Annotated in this window: 25 protein-coding genes; 17 read left to right on the top strand and 8 right to left on the bottom strand. The window is 66.6% G+C overall.

The annotated features are described in order from the left end of the window. Positions 1 to 520 precede the first annotated feature (520 nt). A complete protein-coding gene (locus tag RAM80_RS03265; RefSeq protein WP_416424800.1) occupies positions 521 to 997 on the top strand; it encodes a Bro-N domain-containing protein in 477 nt (158 codons plus the stop codon). 124 nt (positions 998 to 1121) lie between these two features. Here the strand turns inward: RAM80_RS03265 and RAM80_RS03260 are convergent, their stop codons facing one another. Then, a complete protein-coding gene (locus tag RAM80_RS03260) occupies positions 1122 to 1895 on the bottom strand; it encodes a transporter substrate-binding domain-containing protein (RefSeq protein WP_416424799.1) in 774 nt (257 codons plus the stop codon). Positions 1896 to 2065: 170 nt separating this feature from the next. On the opposite strand from RAM80_RS03260, the gene RAM80_RS03255 reads away from it, so the two are divergent. The 8 genes from RAM80_RS03255 (at position 2066) to RAM80_RS03220 (ending at position 10182) form a co-directional block, all read left to right on the top strand. Next, complete coding sequence (locus RAM80_RS03255) at positions 2066 to 2281, top strand: hypothetical protein (RefSeq protein WP_416424798.1); 216 nt, start codon at positions 2066 to 2068, stop codon at positions 2279 to 2281. Between the two features lie 113 nt (positions 2282 to 2394). Continuing rightward, positions 2395 to 3114 (top strand): gluconate 2-dehydrogenase subunit 3 family protein, encoded by a 720-nt coding sequence (locus RAM80_RS03250; protein ID WP_416424797.1) that lies wholly within the window; start codon positions 2395 to 2397, stop codon positions 3112 to 3114. Between the two features lie 60 nt (positions 3115 to 3174). Then, positions 3175 to 4947, top strand: a complete 1773-nt coding sequence (locus tag RAM80_RS03245; RefSeq protein WP_416424796.1) for a GMC family oxidoreductase — start codon at positions 3175 to 3177, stop codon at positions 4945 to 4947. Further along, positions 4944 to 6275 carry a c-type cytochrome gene (locus RAM80_RS03240; RefSeq protein ID WP_416424795.1) on the top strand — a complete coding sequence of 444 codons (1332 nt, stop codon included), beginning with the start codon at positions 4944 to 4946 and terminating at the stop codon, positions 6273 to 6275. The genes RAM80_RS03245 and RAM80_RS03240 overlap by 4 nt, the downstream gene beginning before the upstream one ends. Positions 6276 to 6449: 174 nt before the next feature. Further along, positions 6450 to 7352, top strand: coding sequence for a GTP cyclohydrolase FolE2 (gene folE2 / locus RAM80_RS03235; protein WP_416424794.1), 903 nt, complete (start codon positions 6450 to 6452; stop codon positions 7350 to 7352). 308 nt (positions 7353 to 7660) lie between these two features. Beyond that, a complete protein-coding gene (gene aztA, locus RAM80_RS03230; protein WP_416424793.1) occupies positions 7661 to 8413 on the top strand; it encodes a zinc ABC transporter ATP-binding protein AztA in 753 nt (250 codons plus the stop codon). Beyond that, a complete protein-coding gene (locus RAM80_RS03225; RefSeq protein WP_416424792.1) occupies positions 8410 to 9279 on the top strand; it encodes a metal ABC transporter permease in 870 nt (289 codons plus the stop codon). Before aztA ends, RAM80_RS03225 begins: the two co-directional genes overlap by 4 nt. A gap of 9 nt (positions 9280 to 9288) precedes the next feature. Continuing rightward, the gene (locus RAM80_RS03220) at positions 9289 to 10182 is read left to right on the top strand and encodes a metal ABC transporter substrate-binding protein (RefSeq protein ID WP_416424791.1); all 894 of its coding nucleotides are present in this window, start codon (positions 9289 to 9291) and stop codon (positions 10180 to 10182) included. A gap of 63 nt (positions 10183 to 10245) precedes the next feature. Here the strand turns inward: RAM80_RS03220 and RAM80_RS03215 are convergent, their stop codons facing one another. Genes RAM80_RS03215 through RAM80_RS03205 form a run of 3 tightly spaced genes read right to left on the bottom strand, consistent with a single transcriptional unit; the run spans position 10246 to position 13314 of the window. After that, entirely contained in the window at positions 10246 to 11493 is a 1248-nt protein-coding gene (locus tag RAM80_RS03215; protein WP_416424790.1) for an arsenic transporter, read from the bottom strand. Further along, a complete protein-coding gene (locus tag RAM80_RS03210; RefSeq protein WP_416424789.1) occupies positions 11494 to 12729 on the bottom strand; it encodes an MFS transporter in 1236 nt (411 codons plus the stop codon). A 9-nt stretch (positions 12730 to 12738) separates the two neighbouring features. Further along, positions 12739 to 13314: an NAD(P)H-dependent oxidoreductase gene (locus RAM80_RS03205; RefSeq protein ID WP_416424788.1), complete on the bottom strand. Its 576-nt coding sequence runs from the start codon at positions 13312 to 13314 to the stop codon at positions 12739 to 12741. Positions 13315 to 13460: 146 nt separating this feature from the next. Between RAM80_RS03205 and RAM80_RS03200 the strand changes: the two genes are divergently transcribed. Continuing rightward, positions 13461 to 14162, top strand: coding sequence for a tRNA (adenine(22)-N(1))-methyltransferase (locus tag RAM80_RS03200; RefSeq protein WP_416424787.1), 702 nt, complete (start codon positions 13461 to 13463; stop codon positions 14160 to 14162). 191 nt (positions 14163 to 14353) lie between these two features. Here RAM80_RS03200 and alkB read toward each other — a convergent pair whose 3' ends face one another. From alkB to RAM80_RS03185, 3 genes are read right to left on the bottom strand one after another with little or no spacing between them, the layout of a single operon-like run. Then, entirely contained in the window at positions 14354 to 15022 is a 669-nt protein-coding gene (gene alkB, locus RAM80_RS03195) for a DNA oxidative demethylase AlkB (RefSeq protein ID WP_416424786.1), read from the bottom strand. A 24-nt stretch (positions 15023 to 15046) separates the two neighbouring features. After that, a complete protein-coding gene (locus RAM80_RS03190; protein ID WP_416424785.1) occupies positions 15047 to 15208 on the bottom strand; it encodes a hypothetical protein in 162 nt (53 codons plus the stop codon). 23 nt (positions 15209 to 15231) lie between these two features. Then, on the bottom strand, positions 15232 to 15534 hold the full coding sequence (locus tag RAM80_RS03185; protein WP_027977603.1) for a DUF1883 domain-containing protein: 303 nt from the start codon (positions 15532 to 15534) through the stop codon (positions 15232 to 15234). A gap of 154 nt (positions 15535 to 15688) precedes the next feature. Here RAM80_RS03185 and RAM80_RS03180 point away from each other — a divergent pair, with 154 nt between their 5' ends. Then, complete coding sequence (locus tag RAM80_RS03180; RefSeq protein ID WP_416424784.1) at positions 15689 to 16045, top strand: hypothetical protein; 357 nt, start codon at positions 15689 to 15691, stop codon at positions 16043 to 16045. A 16-nt stretch (positions 16046 to 16061) separates the two neighbouring features. On the opposite strand, the gene RAM80_RS03175 is transcribed toward RAM80_RS03180, so the two are convergent. Then, positions 16062 to 16340: a hypothetical protein gene (locus RAM80_RS03175; protein ID WP_416424783.1), complete on the bottom strand. Its 279-nt coding sequence runs from the start codon at positions 16338 to 16340 to the stop codon at positions 16062 to 16064. A 328-nt stretch (positions 16341 to 16668) separates the two neighbouring features. Between RAM80_RS03175 and galU the strand changes: the two genes are divergently transcribed. From galU to RAM80_RS03145, 6 genes are all read left to right on the top strand, one after another. Beyond that, the gene (galU, locus tag RAM80_RS03170) at positions 16669 to 17508 is read left to right on the top strand and encodes a UTP--glucose-1-phosphate uridylyltransferase GalU (protein WP_027977606.1); all 840 of its coding nucleotides are present in this window, start codon (positions 16669 to 16671) and stop codon (positions 17506 to 17508) included. Between the two features lie 259 nt (positions 17509 to 17767). Then, a complete protein-coding gene (gene gorA / locus RAM80_RS03165; RefSeq protein ID WP_416424782.1) occupies positions 17768 to 19123 on the top strand; it encodes a glutathione-disulfide reductase in 1356 nt (451 codons plus the stop codon). Between the two features lie 304 nt (positions 19124 to 19427). Next, entirely contained in the window at positions 19428 to 19964 is a 537-nt protein-coding gene (locus RAM80_RS03160) for a fimbrial protein (RefSeq protein WP_416424781.1), read from the top strand. Between the two features lie 66 nt (positions 19965 to 20030). Next, positions 20031 to 20750, top strand: a complete 720-nt coding sequence (locus RAM80_RS03155) for a molecular chaperone (RefSeq protein ID WP_416424780.1) — start codon at positions 20031 to 20033, stop codon at positions 20748 to 20750. Further along, on the top strand, positions 20747 to 23155 hold the full coding sequence (locus RAM80_RS03150; protein WP_416424779.1) for a fimbria/pilus outer membrane usher protein: 2409 nt from the start codon (positions 20747 to 20749) through the stop codon (positions 23153 to 23155). Before RAM80_RS03155 ends, RAM80_RS03150 begins: the two co-directional genes overlap by 4 nt. Continuing rightward, complete coding sequence (locus RAM80_RS03145) at positions 23152 to 24138, top strand: fimbrial protein (RefSeq protein WP_416424778.1); 987 nt, start codon at positions 23152 to 23154, stop codon at positions 24136 to 24138. The genes RAM80_RS03150 and RAM80_RS03145 overlap by 4 nt, the downstream gene beginning before the upstream one ends. Positions 24139 to 24280 lie beyond the last annotated feature (142 nt).

The following is a 24280-nucleotide window of genomic DNA, read 5'->3' as shown; positions in this document are numbered from 1 at the left end:
TTCCGACCAATGCCAATTTGCTTTCCCGCCATACTATAAAAGCTGACTCCTGGCATAAACCTATAGGTCGCCTGGCCACTTGAAATGTTCAAATACGACACGATGGAGTTGTTTGCAATCATTGAACGCAATGATGGGAGCGTTGCTGTGTCGGTCGGGTATCGGTATCGGCTAATGGGGCAGGCGACTGGCAGGCAAGGCCGCCGCCGCTCCTACTTCGCCGTAGCTGTTACAGGCATCGACACAACCCCTAACACTCCTTCGATTGCCACCTTGCCCGGTGCGCCCTTACCCTGCGCACCGTCTCCGAAGCCTCGGGGATCAGGTTTGACGACCTGCGCGGAACACTGCAGCACCATACCGCTTGTTTCAGGCCTCTTCGCCTGAGATAAGTGTTATGGCAGCTGCGTGTGGGAGACCTTCGGGTCTGCCGGTTCCGCCCGGTTCGTCAACCTGCACGCAGCTGCCACCCCAAAACTCAACAACCGTGGCAGCCCTTCACCCGCAAGGAGCTTCCGCCATGGCCACCTTCGTCGCCACCACCTTTTTCCGCCACCAACTGCCCTTGCGCGCGCTGATGATCGAGGACCAGGCGTGGCTGTGCCTGCACGACCTGGGCCGGCTGATGGGCGTGCACTTCGTGGAGCGGCGCATCCGCAGCCTGGACGCCGACCAGCACCGCGAGGCGTGGGTGCAGCTGGACGGCGAGTGGGGCCGGCACCTGCTGGTGAGCGAGACCGGCGCGGTGACCTTGATCATGCACAGCCAGATGCCCGAGAACCGCGCGCTGCGCCAGTGGCTGACGCTGGAAGTGGTGCCGACGCTGCGGCGCATGGGCCCTGGCGAGGTGCCAGCGGTAACGGCCATGTGCGCCCACGGCGGGCAGGTGAAGGTGCTGTATTGGCAGGATGAACCGTGGATTCGCCTGCGCGATATGCCCGAGGTGCTGCCCATCAGCCGCCCGCAGAAAGCGCCGTGGTGGCGCGTATGGGCATAATCCCGTAGCAGCAACTGTCTTGTAGGAGCTGGCTTGCCAGCGAGCTTTTATGGCCCCAACGGCTCGCTGGCAAGCCAGCTCCCACAGGATGTAGCAGCCGCAGGCCGCGCCCCAGGCGCCGCGGTTACGGCGCGGTGGGTAGCCATTGGGTTTGGGCTTGGCGGTAGGCGCCCGTCGCCTTGGCCAGGTGCAGCCATTGGTCCACGTACAGCTTCCAGGTGAGGTCGCCCTGGGGCAGCAGGTAGGCTTTTTCACCGTACTGCATGTATTGCGCCGGGTTCACCGCGCACAGCCCCGGCTGCAGTTTCTGGTGGTACAGCGCCTCGGAGGCGTCGGTGATCATCACGTCGGCCTTGTGCTGGCGCAGTTCCTCGAAGATCGTCACGTTGTCGTGCAGGCTCAGCTGCGCCTTGGGCAAAAACGCGTGCACGAAGGCTTCGTTGGTGCCACCGGCCGGTTCGATCACCCGCACCTGGGGGCGGTTGATCTGCTCGATGCGCTGGTACTTGGCCTGGTCTTCGCAACGCACCAGCGGCACCTTGCCGTCCACGTCCAGGGTGCTGCTGAACCACGCCTGCTTCTGCCGCGCCAGGGTCACCGAGATGCCACCCACGGCGATGTCGCACTGGCCGGCGAGAAAATCGGGCATCAGGGTTTTCCAGGTGGTGGGCACCCACTGCACCGTGGCGCCCAGGCTCTGGGCCAGGTTTTGCGCCAGGGTGACGTCGATGCCTTCGTAGCTGCCATCGGCCTGCTTGAAGGTGTAGGGCTTGTAGTCGCCGGTGGTGCAGACGTTCAACTGGCCGCGCTGTTGGATCTGTTCCAGGCGCGAGGGTGGGGTGTCGGCCAAGGCCAGTGCAGGGAGGAGGGTAGCCAGCAGGCAGGTGGCAAGCTTCATGGGGGCGCTCTTGTCGTTGAGTTCCGGGATGAAATCACAGCCTGCCGGCAAAAGCACGCCGGGGTGCGATGGGCACCGTCAGTCAGGTTCAAGAGGGGCGATAACTGGCTGAAATCAAACCGAAACATTGTTGTCCTACAGTCCACGCCGACATAACGAGGACAGACTCTGTGAACCGACCTGCAAGACACCTGCGCAAGACCCTGGACGCCGTGGCAGCCAATAACCAGTCGGCAGCCCTGGACGTGATGCGCGCCCTCGACCAGCTGGGCGACGAGGTGCTGCGCCAGCGCCTGCTGGGCGTGATCCACCGCCTCAACCAGGACGCCGAAGAACTGCGCCTGGCCCGTGACGAGGTGCAGGGCACCCAAGTGAAACGCGCCTGAACCTGCCCGGTGGTCATTCTTCATCCAAGCGGGTTTGACAAGCTTTGGATACCTGATTTGCTTCACTCAAAGGCCCCTAGAAGAGCCTGCACAGCCTGAGTGGAGACCGCTTCATGCAACGTCGAGAGGTACTCACGTCCATCGTCGTGCTCGCCGCCGCCGGCACGCTTCCCCCGGCCAAGGCCGCCATCATCCGTGGCGAAGCGCCCTGGGCCCCCGAGTCCACCCAGCCACCCGAGCCGTTCAAGGCGGGCGGGCTGACCTTTCTCGCCGCCGCCGAAGCCAAGACCCTGAGCGCCATCGCCGACCGCCTGATCCCGGCGGATGAACTGGGCATGGGCGCCACCGAGGCCGGCTGCGTGCAATTCATCGACCGCCAACTGGCCGGGCCGTTCGGCAACGCCGGCACCCAATACCGCGAGGGACCGTTCCTGGAAGGCACTGCGCAGCAGGGGCCACAGTTCAAGCAGACTCCCGCCGAGCGCTACCGCAGCGCCCTGGCCGCGCTGGAGCAGTACTGCAACGCCCAGGAGCAAAAGGCTTTCAGCGACCTGGCGCCCGAGCGCCAGGACACCTTGCTGACCCTGCTCGAAGCCGGCACCTTGCCGCTGCCCGGCATGAACCCGGCCGCCGTTGCCGGCTTCTTCAACCTGGTGCTGCAGAACGTGCGCGAAGGCTATTTCGCCGACCCGATCTACGGCGGCAACAAGGACATGGTGGGCTGGAAGCTGGTGGGTTTCCCGGGCGCGCAGTACGACTTTCGCGACGTCATCGAGCAACGCGGCCAGAAGCTGGACATCATTCCGGTAAGTATGGTGCAGCGCGACACCTGACGCCGCTTGCCGGTTGTCCCTACTGGTCTGCTTCTGCTTTTGTGCAAGGAGTATCGCCCGATGGCAAATTCTCTTCCCAAAGCCGACGTGGTCATCGTCGGGCTGGGTTGGGCCGGTTCGTTGATGGCCAACGAACTGACCCTGGCCGGCCTCAACGTGGTGGCCATTGAACGCGGCGCATGGCGCGACACCAGTTCGCAGTACCCCACCAGCATCGACACCGACGAGCTGCGCTTCGCCAGCCGCCGCGGCATGCTGCAGCCCCAGGCGGTGGAAACCCTGACCTTCCGCAACACGCCGCTGCAGCAGGCGCTGCCCCTGCGTGACTGGAACTGCTACCAGTTCGGCTGGGACGTGGGCGGCGCCGGCACCCACTGGAACGGCATGACCTGGCGCTTCCTGCCCTACGACTTCCAGAGCTACAGCCAGACCGTGGAGCGCTACGGCAAGGGCAAGCTGCTCGACGGCTTGCAGGTGCAGGACTGGGGCGTGACCTACGCCGACCTGGAACCCTTCTACGACAAGTTCGAGCGCCTGGCCGGCACCTCCGGCAAGGCCGGCAACATTAACGGCGTCAAGCAGCCGGGCGGCAACGTCTTCGAAGGCCCGCGCAGCCGTGACTACCCCCTGCCGCCGCTGGCGCGCACGCGCCTGGCCGAGATCTTCACCAAAGGCACCGAGGCCATGGGCCTGCACCCGTTTGCGGTGCCGGCCGGCAACACCTCCGGCGCCTACGTCAATCCCCTGGGCGTGCACATGGCGCCGTGTACCTACTGCGGCTATTGCGAGTTCTTCGGCTGTGGCAACTGGTCCAAGAGCAGCCCCCAGGCGTGCATCCTGCCGGCCGTGGTGGCCCGCGAGAACTTCACGGTGATCACCGAGTGCGAGGTGCTGCGGGTGAACCTGGCGGCCGACGGCAAGACCGCCACCGGCGTCACCTACGTGGACCGCGCCGGCCAGCAGCACGAGCAGCGCGCCGACATCGTGGTGATCGCCGCCTACCAGATGGACAACGTGCGGCTGATGCTGCTGTCGAAAATCGGCAAGCCCTACAACCACCAGACCGGGGAGGGCGTGGTGGGGCGCAACTACGCCTACCAGACCATCGCCGGCGCCGGCATTTTCTTCGAGAACGAGACCCTCAACCCCTTCATCGGCGCCGGTGCGCTGGCCCAGGCGGTGGACGATTTCAACGGCGACAACTTCGACCACAGCCAGCACGATTTCATCGGCGGTGGCGTGGCCCTGGTGCACTCCACCAACGGCCGGCCCATTGGCCTGGCGGGCAACCTGCCGCCGGACGCGCCGCGCTGGGGCAAGGGCTGGAAGGCCGCCTACAAACAGAGCTACCAGAACGCCAATTCGGTGTACTGCATGGGCAACAGCTACCCACACCGCGACGTGTTCCTGGACCTGGACCCGCTGTACAAGGACCGCCACGGCCAGCCGTTGCTGCGGGTGACCTTCGACTGGAACGAGAACGACCGCCGCTCGGCGCATTTCATGGCGGACCGCTCGGTAGAGATCGGCCACGCCATCGGCGCCCGGACCGTGGTGCGCTCCGAGCCCACGGCCAAGCCGTTCTCGCCCATGGACCAGCTGTCGTCGCACACCACGGGTGGCGCGGTGATGGGCGACAACCCGAAAACCAGCGCCCTGAACCGTTACCTGCAGTGCTGGGACGTGCACAACACCTTCGTCGTCGGCGCCTCGGCGTTCGCCAACAACGGTGGCTACAATCCCACCGGCACCGTGGGCGCGCTGACCCTGTGGGCGGCGCAGGCCATCAAGGACCATTACCTCAAGGCCCCTGGCCCATTGGTGAGAACATGAGCGTGCGCACGCGTACGTGGCTGCTGCGTGGCCTGATCGTGGTGGTCATTGCCGGGGTGGCGTTCGTCGCCTGGAACCTGCGCGGGCCGCGGGCCATCGACCCTGCCGAACCCGACTTCACCGGCTCGGCCGACACCACGCCCGGCTCGCTGGCCACCAGCGTCGACCCGGTCAAGCGCGGCCTGTACCTGGCGCAACAGGGCGACTGCGTGGCCTGCCACACCGCGCCCGGCGGCAAGCCGTTCGCCGGCGGCCTGGCGCTGGACACCGGCTTTGGCATTGTCTACGCCAGCAACATCACCCCCGACAAGGACACCGGCATCGGCGGCTGGACCGACCAGGAATACCTGCACGCGGTGCGCGACGGCGTTGGCCGCCACGGCGCGCCGCTGTACCCGGCCATGCCCTACAACGACTACGCGCTGGTCAGCGACCAGGACCTGCTGGCCATCAAGGCGTACCTGGCGACGGTGCCGGCGGTGAACAACAAGGTGCCGGCGCCGCACATGCCGTTCCCCTTCGACATCCGCCAGATGATGTGGGGCTGGAACCTGCTGTTCTTCCGCAACCACACCTACGTGGCCGACAGCGGCCAGTCCGCCGAGTGGAACCGCGGCGCCTACCTGGTGCAGGGCCTGGGCCACTGCACCGCCTGCCACACGCCGAAGAACTTCATCGGCGGCGACAAGGGCGGCCAGCCACTGCAAGGCTTCCAGCTGCAGGGTTGGTACGCGCCGGAGCTGTCCAACAACCCTTACCAGGGGCTGGGCCAGTGGTCGGTGGAAGAGCTGGTGGGCTATTTGAAGACCGGCGGCAACGTTCACAGCGTGGCGTCCGGGCCCATGGCCGAGGCGGTGTACAACTCCACCCAGCACTTCAATGACGCCGACCTCAAGGCCATGGCCGTGTACCTGAAGAGCCTGCCCGGCTCGGACCACAAGCGCCCCGACGCGTTGCAGGCCGATGACCAGGCCATGGTGCTGGGCAAGCAGATCTACGCGGCGAACTGTGCGGCCTGCCATATTTCCACGGGGCAGGGCGTGGACGGCATGGTCACCTCGTTCAAGGGCGCGGCGGGCATCCAGGCGCCGGACGCCTCCAGCCTGATCCGCACGGTGTTGCTGGGCAGCCGTGGCGCGGCCACCCAGGCCAACCCGACGGCGGCGGCCATGCCCAACTTCAGCTGGAAACTGTCGGACGCGCAGACGGCGGCGGTGTTGACCTACATCCGCAACAGCTGGGGCAACGCCGCGGCGCCAGTGACCATCGACCAGGTGGCCAACGCCCGCACCAACCTGAAGGCGCGGGAGGTCCTGGGGGATCGCTGACGGGGGCGGCCCGGCCGCCGTAGCCGCTGCCGCCAGGCTGCGCTGGCCTCTGGGTGCACTGAAAATCTTCGGCGGGGATGAGGGCCAGCGCAGCCTTCGGCAGCGGCTACGCTGGTTTCTATGCATGAAATGTTATAGTGTAACAATTATTATTGTTGCCATGGACACTTGCCGATGCCCCCCGTTGCTGCGCTTCCCGACGTCGCCCTTACCGACCTGCCGCCCGCCCACGGCCCACTGGACTGGGTCGGCATGCAGCACATCGAGCTGCCCGTGCAAGTGGCCGAGCCTGGCTGCCTGGCCACGGTATCGGCGCGGGCCGATGTGCAGGTCGACCTGCCCGACGCCGCCACCAAGGGCATTCACATGTCGCGGCTGTATCGCTTGCTCGACCTGCTGGAAGGGCAGGCGCTGACCCCGGCCAGCCTGGCCCGGGTGCTGGCGCAGATGGTGGAAAGCCATGCTGACTGCCAGTCCCGCCAGGCGCGCCTGCAACTGGCGTTCACCCTGTTGTGCCGGCGCCCGGCGCTGGTCAGCAGCGGGCTCAGCGGCTGGAAGGGCTACCCGGTGCGCCTGCGCGCCCATTGGCACGCCGGCGTGCTGCAGCTGCGGGCGCGGGTCGAGGTGGGGTATTCGTCGACCTGCCCGTGCTCGGCCGCGCTGGCCCGGCAGGTGGTGGAGCAACGTTTCCTCGACCAATTCGGCCAGCGCGGTGGCCTTGGCGCGCAGGAGGTGGCGGCCTGGCTGCGCGCCAACGCCAGCGCCGCCACGCCTCACAGCCAGCGCAGCGTGGCCAGTATCGAGGTGGGCATTGCCGGGCACGCCGGCACCCTGGGCCTGATGGCGCTGATCGACCAGGCCGAGGCCGCCTTGGGCACGCCGCTGCAGACCGCGGTCAAGCGCGCCGACGAGCAGGCTTTCGCGCAGCTCAACGGCGAACACCTGATGTACGTCGAGGACGCCGCGCGCAAGCTGACCCAGGCGCTACAGAGCACCCATGACGGGGTGCAGGTGTTCGTCTCCCACCGCGAAAGCCTGCACCCCCATGATGCCGTGGCCTGGGCGGCCAGGCCCTGACCCCGCCCCACAATCCCCGTAGCAGCAACTGTCTTGTGGGAGCTGGCTTGCCAGCGAGCTTTTATGGCCCCAACAGCTCGCTGGCCAGCCAGCTCCCACAGGCCGCGTCCCGTCCCCCACGATTTCATCAAACGCCACTGGACAGATCTCAAGATTGCAATGTTATAGTGTAACAAATCTTGTCGAGTAACCCCCGTGATCCCCCACCCACTCTCCACCCTGACCCGCTCGGCGCTCCAGCGCCTGGCGCTGTCGTTGCTGCCCCTGGCCCTGCTATGGGCCGCTGTCGCCTGGGCGGTGGCCATTCCATGAGCGCCGCCGTCATCCTCGAAGACCTGACCGTCACCTACGAACGCCGCGCCGCCGTGCACCACGTCAGCGGCCGCTTCGACGCCGGCAGCCTCACCGCCGTGGTCGGCCCCAACGGCGCCGGCAAGTCGACGCTGATCAAGGCCATCGTCGGCGTGCTGCAACCGGCCCAGGGCCAGGTGCGCCTGGGCGGCCTCAGCGCCCGCGCCATCGGCTACCTGCCGCAGGCGGCGGAGATCGACCGCAGCTTCCCCATCAGTGTTGCCGACACCGTGGCCATGGGCGCCTGGGGCCAGATCGGCGCCTGGCGCGCGCTCACCGGCGGCCTGGCCCGGCGTGCCCGCGAGGCGCTGGAGGCGGTAGGGCTGGAAGGTTTCGAGGCGCGTGCCATCGGCTCACTGTCCTCCGGGCAACTGCAGCGGGTGCTGTTTGCCCGCCTGCTGGTGCAGGACGCCCAGCTGATCGTGCTGGACGAACCCTTCACCGCCATCGACGCGCGCACCACCCACGACCTGCTGCAGCTGGTGCGCCGCTGGCACGGCCAGGGCCGCACGGTGATTGCCGTGCTGCACGACCTGGAACAGGTGCGCGAGCACTTCCCGCAGACCCTGCTGCTGGCCCGCGAGCGCATCGGCTGGGGCGCCACGGGTGACGTGCTGTGCAGCGCCAACCTGCGCCAGGCGCGCAACATGGCCGAGTTCTGGAGCGCCGACGCCGGGCTGTGCCACGCCGACACGGGAGCGCGGCCATGATGCTCTACAGCAACCTGGTACAGCCGTTCGTGGAGTTCGGTTTCATGCGCCGCGCGCTGGTGGCGTGCCTGGCGCTGGGCATCGGCTCGGGGCCGGTGGGCGTGCTGCTGATGCTGCGGCGCATGAGCCTGGTGGGCGACGCCATGAGCCACGCAGTGCTGCCGGGGGCGGCGCTGGGCTTCCTGGTGGCTGGCCTGTCGCTGCCGGCCATGGGCCTGGGCGGGCTGATCGCCGGGCTCACCGTGGCGCTGCTGGCCGGGCTGGTCAGCCGCCTGACCACGCTGAAGGAAGACGCCAGCTTCGCCAGTTTCTACCTGACCTCGCTGGCGGCCGGGGTGATGATTGTCTCGCTGCACGGCTCCAACATCGACCTGTTGCACGTGCTGTTCGGCACCATCCTGGCCATCGATGACCAGGCCATTTACATGGTCGCCGGCATCGCCTCGTTCACCCTGATGCTGCTGGCGCTGATCTTCCGGCCACTGGTGCTGGAGTGTTTCGACCCCGGCTTCCTGCGCGCCGTGGGCGGCCGCGGCTCGCTGTACCACGTGCTGTTCTTGCTGCTGGTGGTGCTCAACCTGGTGTCCGGCTTCCAGGCCCTGGGCACGCTGATGGCGGTGGGCATGATGATGCTGCCGGCCACCGCCGCACGCTTCTGGGCCACCTCGCTGACCGCGCTGATGCTGATCTCGACCCTGATCGCGACGCTGTCAGGGCTGATTGGACTGATCGTCTCTTATCACCTGGGCGTGGCTTCCGGCCCCGCCATCGTGCTCACCGCCAGTGCCTTCTACGGCGTGTCGGTGCTGTTCGGCCGCAGCGGCATGCTGCGGCGCTTCTTCCCCCAACCCCACCTGTCAAACTGAAGGACCACCATGAAACGCACACCCCTTGTGGCTGCCGCTGTGCTTACCCTGTCCGCGTTCAGCGCCCTGGCCCAGGCCAAGCCCCTGGAAGCGGTGGCCTCGTTCACCGTGATTGCCGACATGGTGCACACCGTGGGCGGCGAGCACGTGCACGTGACTTCGCTGATCGGCCCAAACGGCGACCCCCATGTTTACGAACCGACCCCGGCCGATGCCCAGGCCCTGCGCCACGCCGACCTCACCTTCGTCAGCGGCCTGCACCTGGAAGGCTGGATGGACCGGCTGATCACCGCGTCGGGCTACCAGGGCACGCCGGTGGTGCTGTCCACGGGCATCAAGACCCGCAGCATGGAGGAGGACGGCCAGCAGATCACCGACCCCCACGCCTGGAACAGCGCCGCCAATGGCGTGGTGTATGTGCGTAACATCATTGCCGCGCTGAAGCAGGCCGACCCCGCCGACGCTGCCGAATTCCAGGCCAATGGCGAGCGCTACATCGACCAGTTGCAGGCCCTGGACCGCTACGCGCGCAGCGAGATCGCCAGCATCCCCAAGGCCCAGCGCAAGGTGCTGACCTCCCACGATGCCTTCGGCTACTTCGGTGACGCCTATGGCGTGACGTTCTTGTCGCCGCTGGGCTTCTCCACCGAGAACGAGGCGTCGGCGGCGGACGTGTCGAAGCTGATCCGGCAGATCAAGGGCGAGCACGTCAGCGCCTACTTCTTCGAGAACTCCGGCGACCCGCGGCTGGTCAAGCAGATTGCCGCAGCCACCGGCGCGCAACCGGGCGGCGAGCTGTACGTGGAGGCCCTGAGCCCGGCGGACGGCCCGGCCTCCACCTACGCGAAGATGTTCCATTACAACGTCGACAAGTTGGTGGCGGCGATGAAGGCCGGGCATTGACCGCGATGCAGGCGACGCGATTCATGGGGGATACGCGTTCGCGCGCGCAACCCGCGGATTGCGTCATATCAGCGCCAACGCCGCCAGCAACGCCGGCGGCATCACCAGCGCGCCCAGCCGCAGGAACCCCAGGGCGCTGACATGGCCGCCCTCGCGGCGCACTGCAATCAGCCACAGCAGGGTCGCCAGCGAGCCGGTCACCGACAGGTTCGGCCCCAGGTCCACGCCAATCAGCAACGCGGCGGAGGTGGCCGTGGGCAGCGGCGCAATCTGGTTCATGGAGCCGGCGATCAGCCCCGCCGGCAGGTTGTTGATCAGGTTGCTGGCCACGCCAATCACCACGCCGCCCAGCCACCCGGCCTGGGTGGGTGACTGCGCGGCCAGCGCCGCCAGTTCTCGCGCCAGCCAGGTGGTGAGCCCGGTCTGGGTCAGCCCCGCCACCAGCACGAACAGCCCTGCCACCAGCGGCAACACCCCCCAGGCCACATGGCGCAGCACCGGCAACGGGCTGGCGCGCTCCAGCAGGTGCACGCCCAGCACCGTTGCCAGGCCGGCGCAGAAGGTTGGCAGGCCCAGTTGCCAGTCCAGCGCCGAGGCCAGCAGCAGCACCGCCGCCGTCAGGCCGATGCCCCAGGCGGTCAGGCGCGCGCTGGTGGTCAGCGGCTGGGGCGTGAACTCGGTGGCCAGCGGCGCGCGCAAGGCGTGGCGCTGGCTGAAGCGCAGCACCGCGTAGGTCAGCACGATGGCCGCCAGCGATGGCAGGCCGAAGTGGGCCAGCCAGGTGGGCAGCGGCGGCATGTGGCTGCCGAACACCACCAGGTTGGCGGGGTTGGAGATGGGCAGCACGAAGCTGGCGGCGTTGGCGATGAACGCGCACACGAACAGGTACGGCAGCGGCTCGGCGCGTGCCGCACGGGCGGCGGCGTACACCGCCGGCGTCAGGACCACGGCGGTGGCGTCGTTGGACAGCAGTACCGTCACCAGCGTGCCGACCAGAAACACCAGGTCGAATAGCCGCGTTGCCGAGCCCTTGGCATGGCCGGCGGCGACCATGGCCAGCCAGTCGAACAGGCCTTTTTGCCGCGCCAGTTCCGCCAGCGCCATCATGCCGATCAGGAACAGGTACACGTCGGTGCCCTTGGCCACCGCCGCCAGGGCGCTGGGCAGCGGGATCAGCCCGGTGACGGTCAACAGCAGCGCGGCGCCTGCGGCCCAGGCGTATTCGGGCGAGCGCCAGGGGCGCAGCAGGATACCCAGGGTGGCCAGCAGGGCGACGGCCCAGATCAGCAGTTGCGTGGGGGTGAAGGGCATTCAACGGGCTCGGGCAAGGGGAGGGGAAGTGTCTGTGGCGGGCAGTGTCTCCGGCATTTTCACCCACAGCAACAGCAACGCCACGCAGGCCACTGCGGCCAGGGTCAGGAAGCCGGCGCTGTAGCCGCCCCAGTGCACCATCAGCCCGGCCAGCCCGGCGCTCAGTGCGGCGCCCAGGCCGAAGACGGTGGTCACTGCGCCCAGGGCCACGTTGAAGTGGCCGGAGCCTTGGGTCAGGTCCTTGACCATCAGCGGCAGCAGCGCGCCAAACAGGCCGGCGCCGATGCCGTCGAGGGTCTGGATGGCCACCAGCCAGGCGGCGTCATCGGACAGGGTGTAGAGCACGCCGCGCAGCGGCAGAATCAGGAAGCCGGCCAGCAACAGCGGCTTGCGCCCCCACTGGTCGGCGCGGGCACCCACCAGCCAGGCCATGGGCACCATCACCAGCTGGGCGGCGATGATGCAGGCCGAGGTCAGCGGCGTGGCCAGGGCCAGGTCATGCAACGCCAGCTTCTGGCTGACCAGGGGCAGCATGGCGGCGTTGGCCAGGTGGAACAGCGCGCAGCACAGCGCCAGGGTCAGCAGTGGGCGGTTGCCCAGCAGCACGCCCAGGGCCGGGGCGCTCGCGGCGGGGGGCGTTCCGCCCAGGCCCCGGGCCTGCTGGTGGTCGATGGTGCGCGGGTCGATAGCCCAGGTGGCCGCGACGCTGGCCAGGGCCATGAACGCCATCAGGTAGAACACCGCCGTGGGCCCCAGCCACAGGGCCAGGGCGCCGGCCAGCAGCGCAGCCACGGCGTTGCCTGCGTGGTTGAAACCTTCGTTGCGGCCGGTGCGGCGGGTGAACGCCCGTGGCCCGACGATGCCCAGGGACAGCGCGGCAATGGCCGGGGCGAACACCGACGCGGCGACGGCGCTGAGCGACTGGGTGATGGCTACCCAGGTAAAGGCGGCGGTCCAGGGCAGTGCCAGGCAGCTGGCCGTCACCAGCAGCGCGGCGATGATCACCGTGCCGCGCTTGCGCTGCGTGCCGTCGATCAGCGCCCCGGCGGGCGTCTGCGCCACCAGGGCGGCGAGGCCGGCCAGGGTCATTACCAGGCCGATCTGCGCGGCGTCCCAGTGGTGCTCGGCCAGCAGGTAGATGGCCAGGTAAGGGCCCAGCCCATCGCGGACGTCGGCCAGGAAGAAGTTCAGCGCATCCAGCGCCGCCCCGTCACGGCGAGAGGATGCGCTGTGCATGCGCAGGCTTCAGCGTTTCAGCCGTGCGGCGAACTCGGCCACGCGCTGGCCCAGTAGCTTGGCGGTCTCCAGGTCGCCGCCGCGTGGTGCTTCGTCCGGCGAGGCGTCCGACGGCGACACCGCCAGCGCGCCGCCGAAGCCTGCGGTCCAGTTGATGTCATCGGGGCCGTGGGCCTTGGTGTTGGCGGGCATCAGGCCGGTGCCGATCCACACCTGGCCGTGCTGCTGGGACAGGGTCCAGAAGTAGGTGATGGTGGAGAACTTGTCACCGTTCACCGAGGCCGAGTTGGTGAAGCCGGCGGCTACCTTGTCTTTCCAGGCCTGGCCAAACCAGGGCTTGGACGAGGTGTCGGCGAACTTCTTGAACTGCCAGGCCGGCCCGCCCATGTAGGTGGGGCTGCCGTAGATGATGGCGTCGGCGGCGCTGATGGCTTCCCAGTCGGCGTCGCCGAGGTCGCCGTTGGCGTCGATGCGGTACAGCGAGGCCTGGGCGCCCGGTGCTGCGGCGGCGCCGGCGTGCACGGCTTCGGCCTGCTTGGCGGTGTGGCCGTAGCCGCTGAAGTAAACGATGGCGATGGAGGTCATGGGGCAGTTCCACGGTAGGGTTGGGAACAAGACACTATAGGTGCAAATTCGTCGGCCCAGCGGTTGAAATTCACCGTCGTCCCCGACAGAATCGCCGCCCGATCCGGCCGCCGAGGCCGGACGTCCGTGGCCACGAGGGGTTGCCGTTGAACCAACAGACATTGTCCATGCGCCTGGCGCGCGTGGCCGCGCAGGTGCCGGCCGGGGCGCGCCTGGCCGATATCGGCTCCGATCACGCCTACCTGCCGGTGGCGCTGCTGCGCCGTGGCGCGATTGCCACGGCGGTGGCCGGCGAGGTGGCGGTGACACCGTTCCAGGCCGCCGAGCGCACGGTGCGCGACAACGGCCTGGAGGCTGTGGTGACCGTGCGCCTGGCCAACGGCCTGGCGGCCATCGAGCCAGGCGATGGCATCACCGCCATCACAATGTGCGGCATGGGCGGCGAGACCATTCGCGACATCCTGCTGGCCGGCGCTGGGCGCCTTAGCGGGCAGGAACGCTTGATCCTGCAGCCCAACGGCGGCGAGCCGCCGTTGCGCCAGTGGCTGATGGCCAACCACTACCGCATCATTCACGAGGAAGTGCTGCGCGAGCACCGCTTCGACTACGAGATCATCGTCGCCGAGCGCAGCGGGCCGGTGAGTTACTGCGACCGCGAGCTGTACTTCGGCCCGTTGCAGCTGCAGGCGCGCAGCCCGGCGTTCCTGCTCAAGTGGCAGCACGTGCTGCGCCAGCGGCGCAAGACCCTGGCGCAGTTCGCCCAAGCGCGGCAGGCGGTGCCGGCGGCGAAATTGGCCGAGGTGAACCAGCAGGTGGCGTGGATCAGCGAGCTGCTTGGCGCGCCCTGACGCAGCCTTCGGCAGCTGCTACGCGAATGTGGATACCCCATGGACCGCGTCGCCTGCATCGCGGCCAAGGCCGGCTCCTACCACGAATAGTGTAGGAGCCGACTTTAGTCGCGATGCAGACGACGCCATCTCAAGACAATTGCTGCTACGCAGATTTCCCGTAGCAGCGGCCGCATGGCCGCGTCCGGCGGTCAACCGGCCTTGCGCAGGGTGAAGTTGATGCGCTGGGGGCCCATCACGGCGTGCGTGCCTTCCTTGAGCGGCAGCACGCCGTGGAAGCGCAGGCGGTCGACGCCGCCCCACACCATCACGTCGCCGTGCAGCAGCGGCACCCGCAGCGGGCGGTCGCTGCGGGCCAGGCCGCCCATCTGGAACATCGCCGGCAGGCCCAGGGACACGGAGACGATGGGCGCATCGTAGTCGCGCTCGTTTTTGTCCTGGTGCAACGACATGCGCGCGCCGGGCACGTAGCGGTTGATCAGGCAGGCGTCGGGCACGAAATCGGCAAACCCCGCCACCGCGGCGGCTTCGCCGGCCAGGCGGCAGAATACCGCGGGCAGGCCAGGCCAGGGCTGGCCGGTGCGCGGGTCGAGCGGGGTGTAGCGGTAGCCATGGGCGTCGGTGGTCCAGCCCAGGGGGCCGCAATTGCTCAGCGCCACCGACATCGTCTGGCCACCGGGGGTGACCATGCGCCGAAACGGCGCGGCCTTGAGCACGCTGCGCAACGGTGGCAGCAGCTCATCGACGAAGGGCAGGGCGAAGGCGCGCAGCACGAAGGTCTGCGGGCCAAGCTGCTCGACCCGCGGCGGCTGGCGGGTGGCCGCCTCGTCGAACAGGTCCAGGTCCAGGTCCAGGTTCATGGCACGGCAGGCGGGGCAGGGCGCTTACAGCGCCTTGCTGACGCGGATCTCGGTGATCGGCTCGTCGCTGTCGCCATGGATGGCGGCCAGGGCAGCCTTGGCCTCTTCCAGCGAGCCGGTGGCCAGATGAGCGAAGTCCCAACGGCGCTCGCCGTTGATTTTGTAGTGGATCACGTACTTGGTCACGAAAAGTTACCTGCGAAAGGGAATCAGCTGAACTTGGAGGCCGAACGGCGCACGATCTTGATCTTGTGGGTGAACGCCTTGCGGTGCGCGCCCATGGCCAGCTTGGCGCCGGTGGTGTCGATGGTGATGTTCCAGAAACCGGTGCTGGGCGCGGTGATCTTGGCCGGGAAGGTATCGAACTGGCCGCCATGGTAGGTGTGACGCCCGCCGTTCTTGAAACTGCGGAAGTTGGCGTCGCTCATCAGGCGGATGTTGCAGCGCTGGGAGCACTCGATGACCACCAGGTCATCTTCGTTGAGGTGCTCGCGCTGGTGTACGAATTTCATGTGAATCTCCGGGATGCATCTTTTGGCAAACCAAAACGATACCATGGCAGGCTTCATGGCGCCGCGTTTCCTGCACTGCGCAGGAAAATTTGCGACCAGGTGGAGCAAATGGCCACTTGGGCGGTCACAGAGTCTTTTGCAAGGGAGTTCGTTTATGAAATGGGCGTGGGTTGCGGTGGTGGCTTTGCTGGGTGGGTGCGCCAGTGTCTCGGACATCGAGAAAAGCCCCGAGACCATGGGGGTGATTTCCGGCAAGTCGCCCAAGGAGTTCAGCGATTGCGTGGTCAAGCACCTGGCCGACAGCCGCAAGCCGTCAACCGTCGAACCCTGGCGCGAAGGCTACCGGGTGATCGTGCCGCAGAAACTGTCCTCGGCCCCGGCGGCGGTGATCGACATCGACAAGCGCTCCAACGACGGCAGCAGCATCAAGCTGCATGAGCGCATCTCCAACGTGCCGATCCGCCCGCATGACGTGCAGCGCGCGGTCACGGCCTGTATCTCCGGCGAATGACCGCAGGGCGGCGTGGTTACTTGCACATGATGGTCAGGGTGCGGCTGGTGTAGTTGCCAATGTCGGCGCCCAGGGTCTTGTCGCTGTCCTTGGGGCCGGCGCCGGCGGTGCCGACGATGTCATAGCGGCCGTTGCTGCAGGCGTCGGTGGCTTTCTGGTAGCAGGCGTCCCAGGACGCTGCGGCGCCCGAGCAGTCGATGCTCACGCCCTGCTTGCCGTTCTTCAGCACCGTGGGCGTGGCAGACGCGCAGCCGCCCAGGGCCAGGACCGCGAAAAGTACCAGGAATCTGTTCATCGAATGTTTCATCATAGGCAAGGGTGGAAGGGCGGCGGCACGAACGGCGGCCATCCTGCCGGGGCGCGGGGTGCGCCAACGGGGGACGTCTGATGCTATACAACGCGGCGGGCGGCGAACAGCCCCGCGGTGAAATTCTGCCTTGCCCTTGGCGCGATTGCTGCTAAAACCAATACGGTGGCGTAAATTTGTGTCGCGCGCGGAACTATCTGTAACAGGTTTTCTCTATTTCTCCATTGGTTGGCCGGGGGCAGGGCATTGTAAGGTGGCCTCTGCCTGATTAGACTGCGCCGAAACTCGTAAAGCACAGCCCTTTGTAAGGACTCATATGATCAAGAAATGCTTGTTCCCAGCAGCCGGTTACGGCACTCGCTTCCTGCCAGCGACCAAAGCCATGCCCAAGGAAATGCTGCCGGTGGTCAACAAGCCACTGATCCAATACGGTGTCGAAGAGGCATTGGAAGCTGGCCTGAACCAGATCTCGATCGTCACCGGCCGCGGCAAGCGCGCCCTGGAAGACCACTTCGACATCAGCTACGAGCTGGAAAACCAGATCAAGGGCACCGACAAGGAAAAATACCTGGTCGGTATTCGCAAGCTGTTGGACGAGTGCACCTTCTCGTACACCCGTCAGACCGAAATGAAAGGCCTGGGCCACGCCATTCTTACTGGCCGCCCGCTGATCGGCGACGAACCCTTCGCCGTGGTCCTGGCGGACGACCTGTGCGTGAACCTGGAAGGCGACGGCGTGCTGGCCCAGATGGTCAAGCTGTACAACCAGTTCCGTTGCTCGATCGTGGCCATCCAGGAAGTCGACCCGTCGGAAACCAACAAGTACGGCGTCATCGCCGGCGAGATGATTCGCGACGACATCTACCGCGTCAACAGCATGGTTGAGAAACCAAAGCCTGAAGATGCGCCGTCGAACCTGGCCATCATCGGCCGTTACATCCTGACTCCGGACATCTTCGACCTGATCGAACAGACCGAGCCAGGCAAGGGTGGCGAGATCCAGATCACCGACGCCCTGATGAAACAGGCCCAGGCCGGTTGCGTGCTGGCGTACAAGTTCAAGGGCCAGCGTTTCGACTGCGGCGGCGCCGAAGGCTACATCGACGCCACCAACTTCTGCTTCGAGAACTTCTACAAGACTGGCAAGGCGTTCTGACGCCAGGCTGGTTGATGCGACACCCGACGCCGCGGCCTTGAAAGCCGCGGCGTTTTCGTTTCTGCGCCCCTGGCCTCCTGACGCGGCCTGTCGGCCGCTGCTACGGGTTTATGGCAATCCCGTAGCAGCTGCCGCAGGCGGCGTCCGAATGCGCCACGGTGCCATCGAAAATAAGACGCGGCCTGGCGGCCGCTGTTACGGGGGCGCGTGGCCCGGTTGGGTAGGGTAGTATTGGTTGCCTGCCAAGGAGACTTAAGCAATGGCCCACGATTTTGATCTGTTTGTAATAGGCGCCGGTTCCGGCGGTGTTCGCGCGGCGCGCTTTGCCGCAGGTTTCGGCGCCAAGGTGGCCGTGGCGGAAAGCCGCTACCTGGGCGGCACCTGTGTCAACGTCGGCTGCGTGCCGAAGAAACTGCTGGTGTACGGCGCCCACTTCGCCGAGGACTTCGAGCAGGCCCAAGGCTTCGGCTGGACCTTGGGCGAGGCCGATTTCAACTGGCAGACCCTGATCGGCAACAAGAACCGCGAGATCCAGCGCCTCAACGGCATCTATCGCAACCTGCTGGTCAACAGCGGCGTGACGCTGCTCGAAGGCCATGCGCGCATCGTCGACGCCCACCACGTGGAAGTCGATGGCCAGCGTTTCAGCACCGAACGCATTCTGATCGCCACCGGTGGCTGGCCGCAGATCCCGGACATTCCGGGCCGCGAGCACGCCATCACCTCCAACGAAGCATTCTTCCTGCCGCAGTTGCCCAAGCGCGTGCTGGTGGTGGGCGGCGGCTACATCGCCGTGGAGTTCGCCGGCATCTTCCACGGCCTGGGCGCCGACACCACGCTGCTGTACCGCAAGGACCTGTTCCTGCGTGGTTTCGACCGCTCGGTGCGCGAGCACTTGAGCGAAGAGCTGACCAAGCGCGGCCTGAACCTGCAGTTCAACAGCGACATCCAGCGCATCGACAAACAGGCCGACGGCACCCTGGCCGCCACGCTCAAGGACGGCCGCGTGTTGGAGGCCGATTGCATCTTCTACGCCACCGGCCGCCGCCCGATGCTCGACAACCTGGGCCTTGAAAACGTATCGGTGAAGCTCGACGACAAGGGCTTCATCGCCGTGGACGAGCAGTTCCAGACCAGCGAGCCGTCGATCCTGGCCCTGGGCGACGTGATCGGCCGCGTGCAGCTGACCCCGGTAGCCCTGGCCGAAGGCATGGCCGTGGCCCGCCGGCTGTTCAAGCCCGAACAGTACCGCCCGGTGGACTATGCCTACATCCCCACTGCTGTATTCAGCCTGCCGAACATTGGCACCGTGGGCCTTACCGAAGAGCAGGCGCTGGAGCAAGGCCATGAGGTGAAAATCTTCGAAAGCCGCTTCCGGCCGATGAAGCTGACCCTCACCGAGTGCCAGGAGCGCACCCTGATGAAATTGGTGGTGGATGCCAGCACCGATCGCGTCCTGGGCGTGCACATGGTCGGCCCGGAGGCTGGGGAAATCATTCAGGGGTTGGCGGTGGCGTTGAAGGCCGGCGCGACCAAGCAGGTATTCGATGAAACCATTGGGGTCCATCCGACGGCGGCCGAAGAATTTGTGACCATGCGGTCATCGGTGCGTTAAGTACGTATCAAAATGTACTAGCTGTTGTTTTCAACAGGTTTCGGTGGATCCATTTTGTGGTATCCACCGTAACCTTTTTTAGCCCATTACTCTCCTTGTTACATCTCCAAAAACCCCGTCCTAAAGCCTTTCTGTACGTGGCTTCTACGAGTGTCCTATAGCTCTGGCGCCTAGGTCCTACACGCTCGGCAAATCCCTCCGACGTTCTTTTTAAGTGAGCCAATTACATACTGGGCCGGCGCAATCAAGCGCTGCGGTAGCGATGAGCGCTGTCGTTCACTGGGTAGGGATAAGGAATTTCTCCATGAAAATGAAATTAGCCACGGCGGTTACCGCCTTGTGTGCCGCGCTGTCGATGCCAGCTGCATTTGCCGCGGACGGCCAGATCGATTTCGTCGGCGAGATCAAGGGCAACACGTGCAAGATCAACGGCGGGCAACCGAACTTCCAGGTCGATCTGCCAGCGGTGTCGCGCACCGCACTGGCCACGGTCGGGCAAAGCGCAGGCCGCACGCGTTTTGACTTGCAGCTCACCGAATGCATGCCTGATACCGGCAAGGTCGCCACCTATTTCGAGGCCGGTCCCACCATTAGCCCCACCAGTGGCCGGCTGGTCACCGACACCGGCGCCGGCCAGGCCGACTTCGTCGAAGTGGCACTGCTCAACGACGGCTTCCAGCAGATGGAGCTGAACCAGGCCTTCCCAGGTCAGAAGTCCCAGGCCGTGGACATCGTCGCAGGCAACGCCAACCTCGAGTACTACGCCGAATACGTTGCCACCGGCGTGGTGACGGCGGGTGAGGTGAACACACGGGTGATGTACTCCCTCGTCTATCCGTGATGGTGCCGCGCATGGCCTGCCTGCCGGCAGGCCATGCGCCGTTGTTGTAACGAAGGGATTCCCTCCATGTTCAAGCCTGTTTTTGCCGTGCTGGCGGCGTTGCTGCTGGCAGCGCCTGCCCATGCCAGCGTGATCATTGGCGCTACTCGGGTGATCTACCCGGCCGGCGCGCCTGAAGTCACCGTGCAACTGCTCAACCCCGACGCCGCGCCAGCGCTTGTGCAGGCGTGGCTGGACGACGGGGACGCGGGGGCCAGCCCGCAGACCCTGGCCGTCCCCTTTATCGTCAGCCCGGCAATGGTGCGCATCGAGGCCAGCCAAGGCCAGGCGCTACGGGTGATGCACACCGGCGAGCCCCTGGCGGCCGACCGCGAGAGCCTGTTCTGGCTCAACGTCTTGCAGATCCCGCCTCGGGGCGAGGCGGGCAACAACCAATTGCAGATGGCGATTCGCACGCGAATCAAACTGATGTTTCGGCCCCAGGACCTGCAAGGCCGTGCGGCCGATGCACCTGCGGCTGTGCGCTGGAGCGTGCGCCGTGAGCAGCAACAGTGGGTGGTCGAAGGTCACAACCCAGGGCCGTTCGTGGTCAACCTGGGCGCGGTCGATCTGCGCGTCGCTGGCCAGGTTCTGGAGGCGGGGGCTGGGCACATCCCACCGTTCGGTAGCGCGCGTTTTCCCCTGCAAGGGACGGCAGCGCCAGGCGCGACCGCGCAGGTTAACTACATTGCCCTGGATGACTACGGGGCCGGGCGCCCAGGCGAAGCCCAGGTAGCGTTGCCATGAAGCGCCTGCGGTTCTCCGGGCTGCTGGCCGGTGGCGGGCTGCAGCTGGCCGTGGCGGCGCAGGTGCCCGAGCCGATCGAATTCGAGCAGCGTTTCCTGCGGCCCGGTGCTGCCGGCAACGTGGACCTGAGCGTGTTCTCGCAACCGGCGCGGGTGATGCCAGGCGACTATTGGCTGCAGGTGCAAGTCAACCAGCGGCCTTTGGGGCGTTTGTTGATCCCTTATCGCCAGGGTGCGGGTGAAGCCGGCGCCCATGGCTGTTTCGACCGGCCGCTGCTGCGCCGGCTGGGGGTGGCGGTGGACGCGTTGCCCAAGGGCGGCGATAGCTGTCGTCGCCTTGAGCAATGGCTGCCCGGGGCCGCCGAACACCTGGATTTTCCCCAGCAGCGCCTGGCGCTGGACATTCCCCAGGCCTGGCAGGTGCGCGAGCCCGATGGCTTCGTGGATGCCGAGTCATGGGACTGGGGCGTGACCAGCGCCTTCAGCGGCTACGACCTGTCGGTGTTCGACGTTGACAGTGGCCAGGGAAGCGCCCATACGCAAACCTATGCCGGCCTGTCCAGCGGCCTGAACCTGGGGCGCTGGCACTGGCGGCACCAAGGCAGCCTCTCGAGCGACGGTGGCTACCAGACCCTGAGCCACTACCTGCAACGGGAGGTTGCGCCATGGGGCGCGCAACTGCGCCTGGGGCAGGTCACCACCCAGGGCGATCTGCTCGATGCCCAGCAGCTGCGTGGCATCCACCTGTTCAGTGATGACCGCATGCTGCCGGCCTCCCAGCGCGGCTACGCGCCGGTGGTGCGCGGCGTGGCACGGGGCAACGCACGGGTGGCCATCCGCCAGGGCGAACGGCTGCTGCGTGAGGTGGTGGTCCCCCCGGGCGCCTTCGTGATCGACGACCTCTACGCGGCCAGCGTGGGCGGCGACCTGCAGGTTACGGTCAGCGAGGCCGACGGCAGCGAGCAGCGCTTTACCGTGACCAACGCCGCCGCCCCGCTGGCGTTGCGCGAGGGGCGGTCGCGCTTCGGCATCAGCGTGGGTCAATTGCAGGAACAGGTGCAGGCACCGGCGCCGTGGTTCGCCCAAGGCACCTGGCAGCAGGGCCTGAGCGATAGTTTTACCGGTTATCTGGGCACCACCCTGGCCGCGGAATATCAACAATGGCTGCTGGGCTCGGCGCTCAACACGCCGCTGGGCGCGGTGGGCCTGGACGTCGCGCGTGCCCAGGCCAATGGCGAGCAGGGTGGCCGACTTCGCCTGTCCTACGGCACCTTGTTGATGGCCAGCGACACCCGCCTGGGCCTGAATTACCAGCAGGCCACCGGGCCCGGTTACCGCACCCTGGCCCAAGCGTACGACCACCGTGCATTGAGCTTGCGTGAGCGCGCGCGCACCACCGCCAGCATCAATCAGCCACTGGGCAGCGCCTGGGGGCAGCTCAATGGCAGCGCCTGGCATTCCAGCAGCTGGGAGGGCGGCGGCGCTCGCCTGGGCTATTCGCTGGGCTACGCCAACCGCTTTGCCGACCTGGGGTATGTGCTGACCGCCAGCCGCGAGCGGGACCTGCATGGCCGCGATGAAACGGTGTGGCAGCTGAACCTGAGCCTGCCCCTGGGGGGCGGCCGCGGGAACCTGACTGCGGGCCTCAACCAGGGTAGCCAGGGCCACCAGGCGCAGGCCGGGTACCGCAATGGCACCGACCGCTACAACTACGGCGTCAGCGTCAGCGAAGGCCGGGGCACGGCGCAATTCAATGGCTTCGGCGGCTGGCGGGCACCCTATGGTGAACTCAGCGCCTCGCTGGGGCAGGGGGATCGCAGCCGCCAGGTGTCGGCGGGGGCCCGTGGCGCGGTGGTTGCCCACCCCGGCGGCGTGACCTTTGCGCAACCGCTGGCTGAAACCTTCGCCATCGTCGAGGTGCCCGAGGCCAAGGGCGCCCGGGTGGTCAACGGCAGCCAGGTGCGCGTCGATGGTCGTGGCCACGCCATTGTCCCGCAACTGGTGCCTTACCAGCTGAACCGGGTCGACGTGGACCCCACGGGCTTGCCGCTGGACGTGGAGTTGGCCACCAACAGCCAGCAGGTGGCGCCGCGTGCCGGGGCAGTGCCGTTGTTGCGCTACCCGACCCGCACGGGGCGCACGGCATTGATCGAACTGCGCCTTGCGGCGGGCGGTCCTTTGCCCTTCGGCGCCCAGGTCAGCGACGGCAGTGGCGCAGCATTGGGCGTGGTAGGGCAGGGCAGCCGGGTGTTGGCCAGGGGGCTGCAAGGCAAGGGGCAGTTGCAGGTGCAATGGGGTGACCAGCAGGCGCAGCGCTGCGTCGCCGACTACGAAATGGAGACGGCTGGCAAGGCGCTTCAGGTAATGAAGGCGACCTGCGCGGCTGAACAGGGGAATACACCATGAAGGCACTACACGCGATGGCTTTGGCCTGCCTGCTGGCTGCAGGCAGCGCCGCCCATGGCGCCTGTGCGTTTTACCCGGGCAGCGGGCACCAGATGGTGTCGGCGGACCTTGGCGCTCAAGTGATCGTCTCGTCGATGGCGGCCGTGGGCGACATCCTCTGGCAAGGCACCGCCAAGGGTAATTCGGCGAGGGTCGAATGCACCCAGCCAGATGAGCTGGACAATGGCTTGCTTGCCGACCCCGGGCCACAGCAAGGCCCTGATGGGGTCTACCCGACCAATGTGGCGGGGGTGGGCATGCGTATCGAGGAGGAAAGTTCGAGGCAGCCGCTGCACTGGCCGCGCCTGCGCAGCGCCATCGACGCTGGCGTTTTCACTGCAACGCCAGCCTATTTCATCACACTGGTCAAGACCGGCGATATCCACGAGGATCGCCTGCGTCTGTCCAGCGCTGGCGCTTCCCGGCGCTATGGCGCGTTGGAGGCAATCCGTCTGCAGTTCGACAGCGATGTGGACATCGTGCTGCGCCAGCCCACCTGCAGCGTGGCCCCAGGCAGCCAGTACATCATGGTCGACCTGGGGCAACCGCTGGTCCGTGATTTCAACGGGCCGGGCAGCGGCTCGAGGCTGGAGCCCTTCGACCTGCGCCTGGCCTGCCATGGCGGTGGCGGCGGGGACAGGTTGTACGTGTCGGTGATCCTGACCGACGCCACCAACCCCTCGAACCGCAGCAAGGTCCTGGGCTTGCGCCAGGACGCCGACGCGCGGGGCGTGGGCGTGGAAATCCAGTTCGAGGGCCGTCCTGTGGAGTTTGGCCCTGAAGCTTCCGGCGCCGGCAGTCCTGCCCGTTGGCCTGCGGGCAGCGTGTCCCATGGCCAGGTGACGTTCGAGGTGCTGCTGCAGGCGCGCTACCTGCAGACCGAAAACACCATCACCGCGGGCAGCGCCGGGGCGCTGGCCACGTTCACCTTCGACTACGACTGATCTTCATGCAATTCTTCTATATATTAGGTCCCGTGATAGGGAAAACCAATCACGTACATCAGCTTTGCCAATGAGCGCTCAGGGGCTCACTTGGCTAGGATGAGCCCTACAAAGTTTTCACCCCTTTCGACAACCCATGGAG

Origin of the sequence: Pseudomonas sp. App30, assembly GCF_047947025.1 — a bacterium.
GTDB lineage: Bacteria > Pseudomonadota > Gammaproteobacteria > Pseudomonadales > Pseudomonadaceae > Aquipseudomonas.
Note: the sequence above shows the minus strand (reverse complement) of the source record. Positions and strands in the feature narration are given on the sequence as shown.

Coding starts and splice junctions, on each gene's coding strand:
- RAM80_RS03150 (WP_416424779.1), top strand. CDS start 20,747: ATGAAGCGCCTGCGGTTCTCCGGGCTGCTGGCCGGTGGCGGGCTGCAG.
- alkB (WP_416424786.1), bottom strand. CDS start 15,022: ATGAACCTGGACCTGGACCTGGACCTGTTCGACGAGGCGGCCACCCGC.
- gorA (WP_416424782.1), top strand. CDS start 17,768: ATGGCCCACGATTTTGATCTGTTTGTAATAGGCGCCGGTTCCGGCGGT.
- RAM80_RS03215 (WP_416424790.1), bottom strand. CDS start 11,493: ATGCCCTTCACCCCCACGCAACTGCTGATCTGGGCCGTCGCCCTGCTG.
- RAM80_RS03265 (WP_416424800.1), top strand. CDS start 521: ATGGCCACCTTCGTCGCCACCACCTTTTTCCGCCACCAACTGCCCTTG.
- RAM80_RS03240 (WP_416424795.1), top strand. CDS start 4,944: ATGAGCGTGCGCACGCGTACGTGGCTGCTGCGTGGCCTGATCGTGGTG.
- RAM80_RS03245 (WP_416424796.1), top strand. CDS start 3,175: ATGGCAAATTCTCTTCCCAAAGCCGACGTGGTCATCGTCGGGCTGGGT.
- aztA (WP_416424793.1), top strand. CDS start 7,661: ATGAGCGCCGCCGTCATCCTCGAAGACCTGACCGTCACCTACGAACGC.
- galU (WP_027977606.1), top strand. CDS start 16,669: ATGATCAAGAAATGCTTGTTCCCAGCAGCCGGTTACGGCACTCGCTTC.
- RAM80_RS03180 (WP_416424784.1), top strand. CDS start 15,689: ATGAAATGGGCGTGGGTTGCGGTGGTGGCTTTGCTGGGTGGGTGCGCC.
- RAM80_RS03260 (WP_416424799.1), bottom strand. CDS start 1,895: ATGAAGCTTGCCACCTGCCTGCTGGCTACCCTCCTCCCTGCACTGGCC.
- RAM80_RS03155 (WP_416424780.1), top strand. CDS start 20,031: ATGTTCAAGCCTGTTTTTGCCGTGCTGGCGGCGTTGCTGCTGGCAGCG.
- RAM80_RS03225 (WP_416424792.1), top strand. CDS start 8,410: ATGATGCTCTACAGCAACCTGGTACAGCCGTTCGTGGAGTTCGGTTTC.
- folE2 (WP_416424794.1), top strand. CDS start 6,450: ATGCCCCCCGTTGCTGCGCTTCCCGACGTCGCCCTTACCGACCTGCCG.
- RAM80_RS03185 (WP_027977603.1), bottom strand. CDS start 15,534: ATGAAATTCGTACACCAGCGCGAGCACCTCAACGAAGATGACCTGGTG.
- RAM80_RS03205 (WP_416424788.1), bottom strand. CDS start 13,314: ATGACCTCCATCGCCATCGTTTACTTCAGCGGCTACGGCCACACCGCC.
- RAM80_RS03250 (WP_416424797.1), top strand. CDS start 2,395: ATGCAACGTCGAGAGGTACTCACGTCCATCGTCGTGCTCGCCGCCGCC.
- RAM80_RS03220 (WP_416424791.1), top strand. CDS start 9,289: ATGAAACGCACACCCCTTGTGGCTGCCGCTGTGCTTACCCTGTCCGCG.
- RAM80_RS03145 (WP_416424778.1), top strand. CDS start 23,152: ATGAAGGCACTACACGCGATGGCTTTGGCCTGCCTGCTGGCTGCAGGC.
- RAM80_RS03175 (WP_416424783.1), bottom strand. CDS start 16,340: ATGAACAGATTCCTGGTACTTTTCGCGGTCCTGGCCCTGGGCGGCTGC.
- RAM80_RS03210 (WP_416424789.1), bottom strand. CDS start 12,729: ATGCACAGCGCATCCTCTCGCCGTGACGGGGCGGCGCTGGATGCGCTG.
- RAM80_RS03160 (WP_416424781.1), top strand. CDS start 19,428: ATGAAAATGAAATTAGCCACGGCGGTTACCGCCTTGTGTGCCGCGCTG.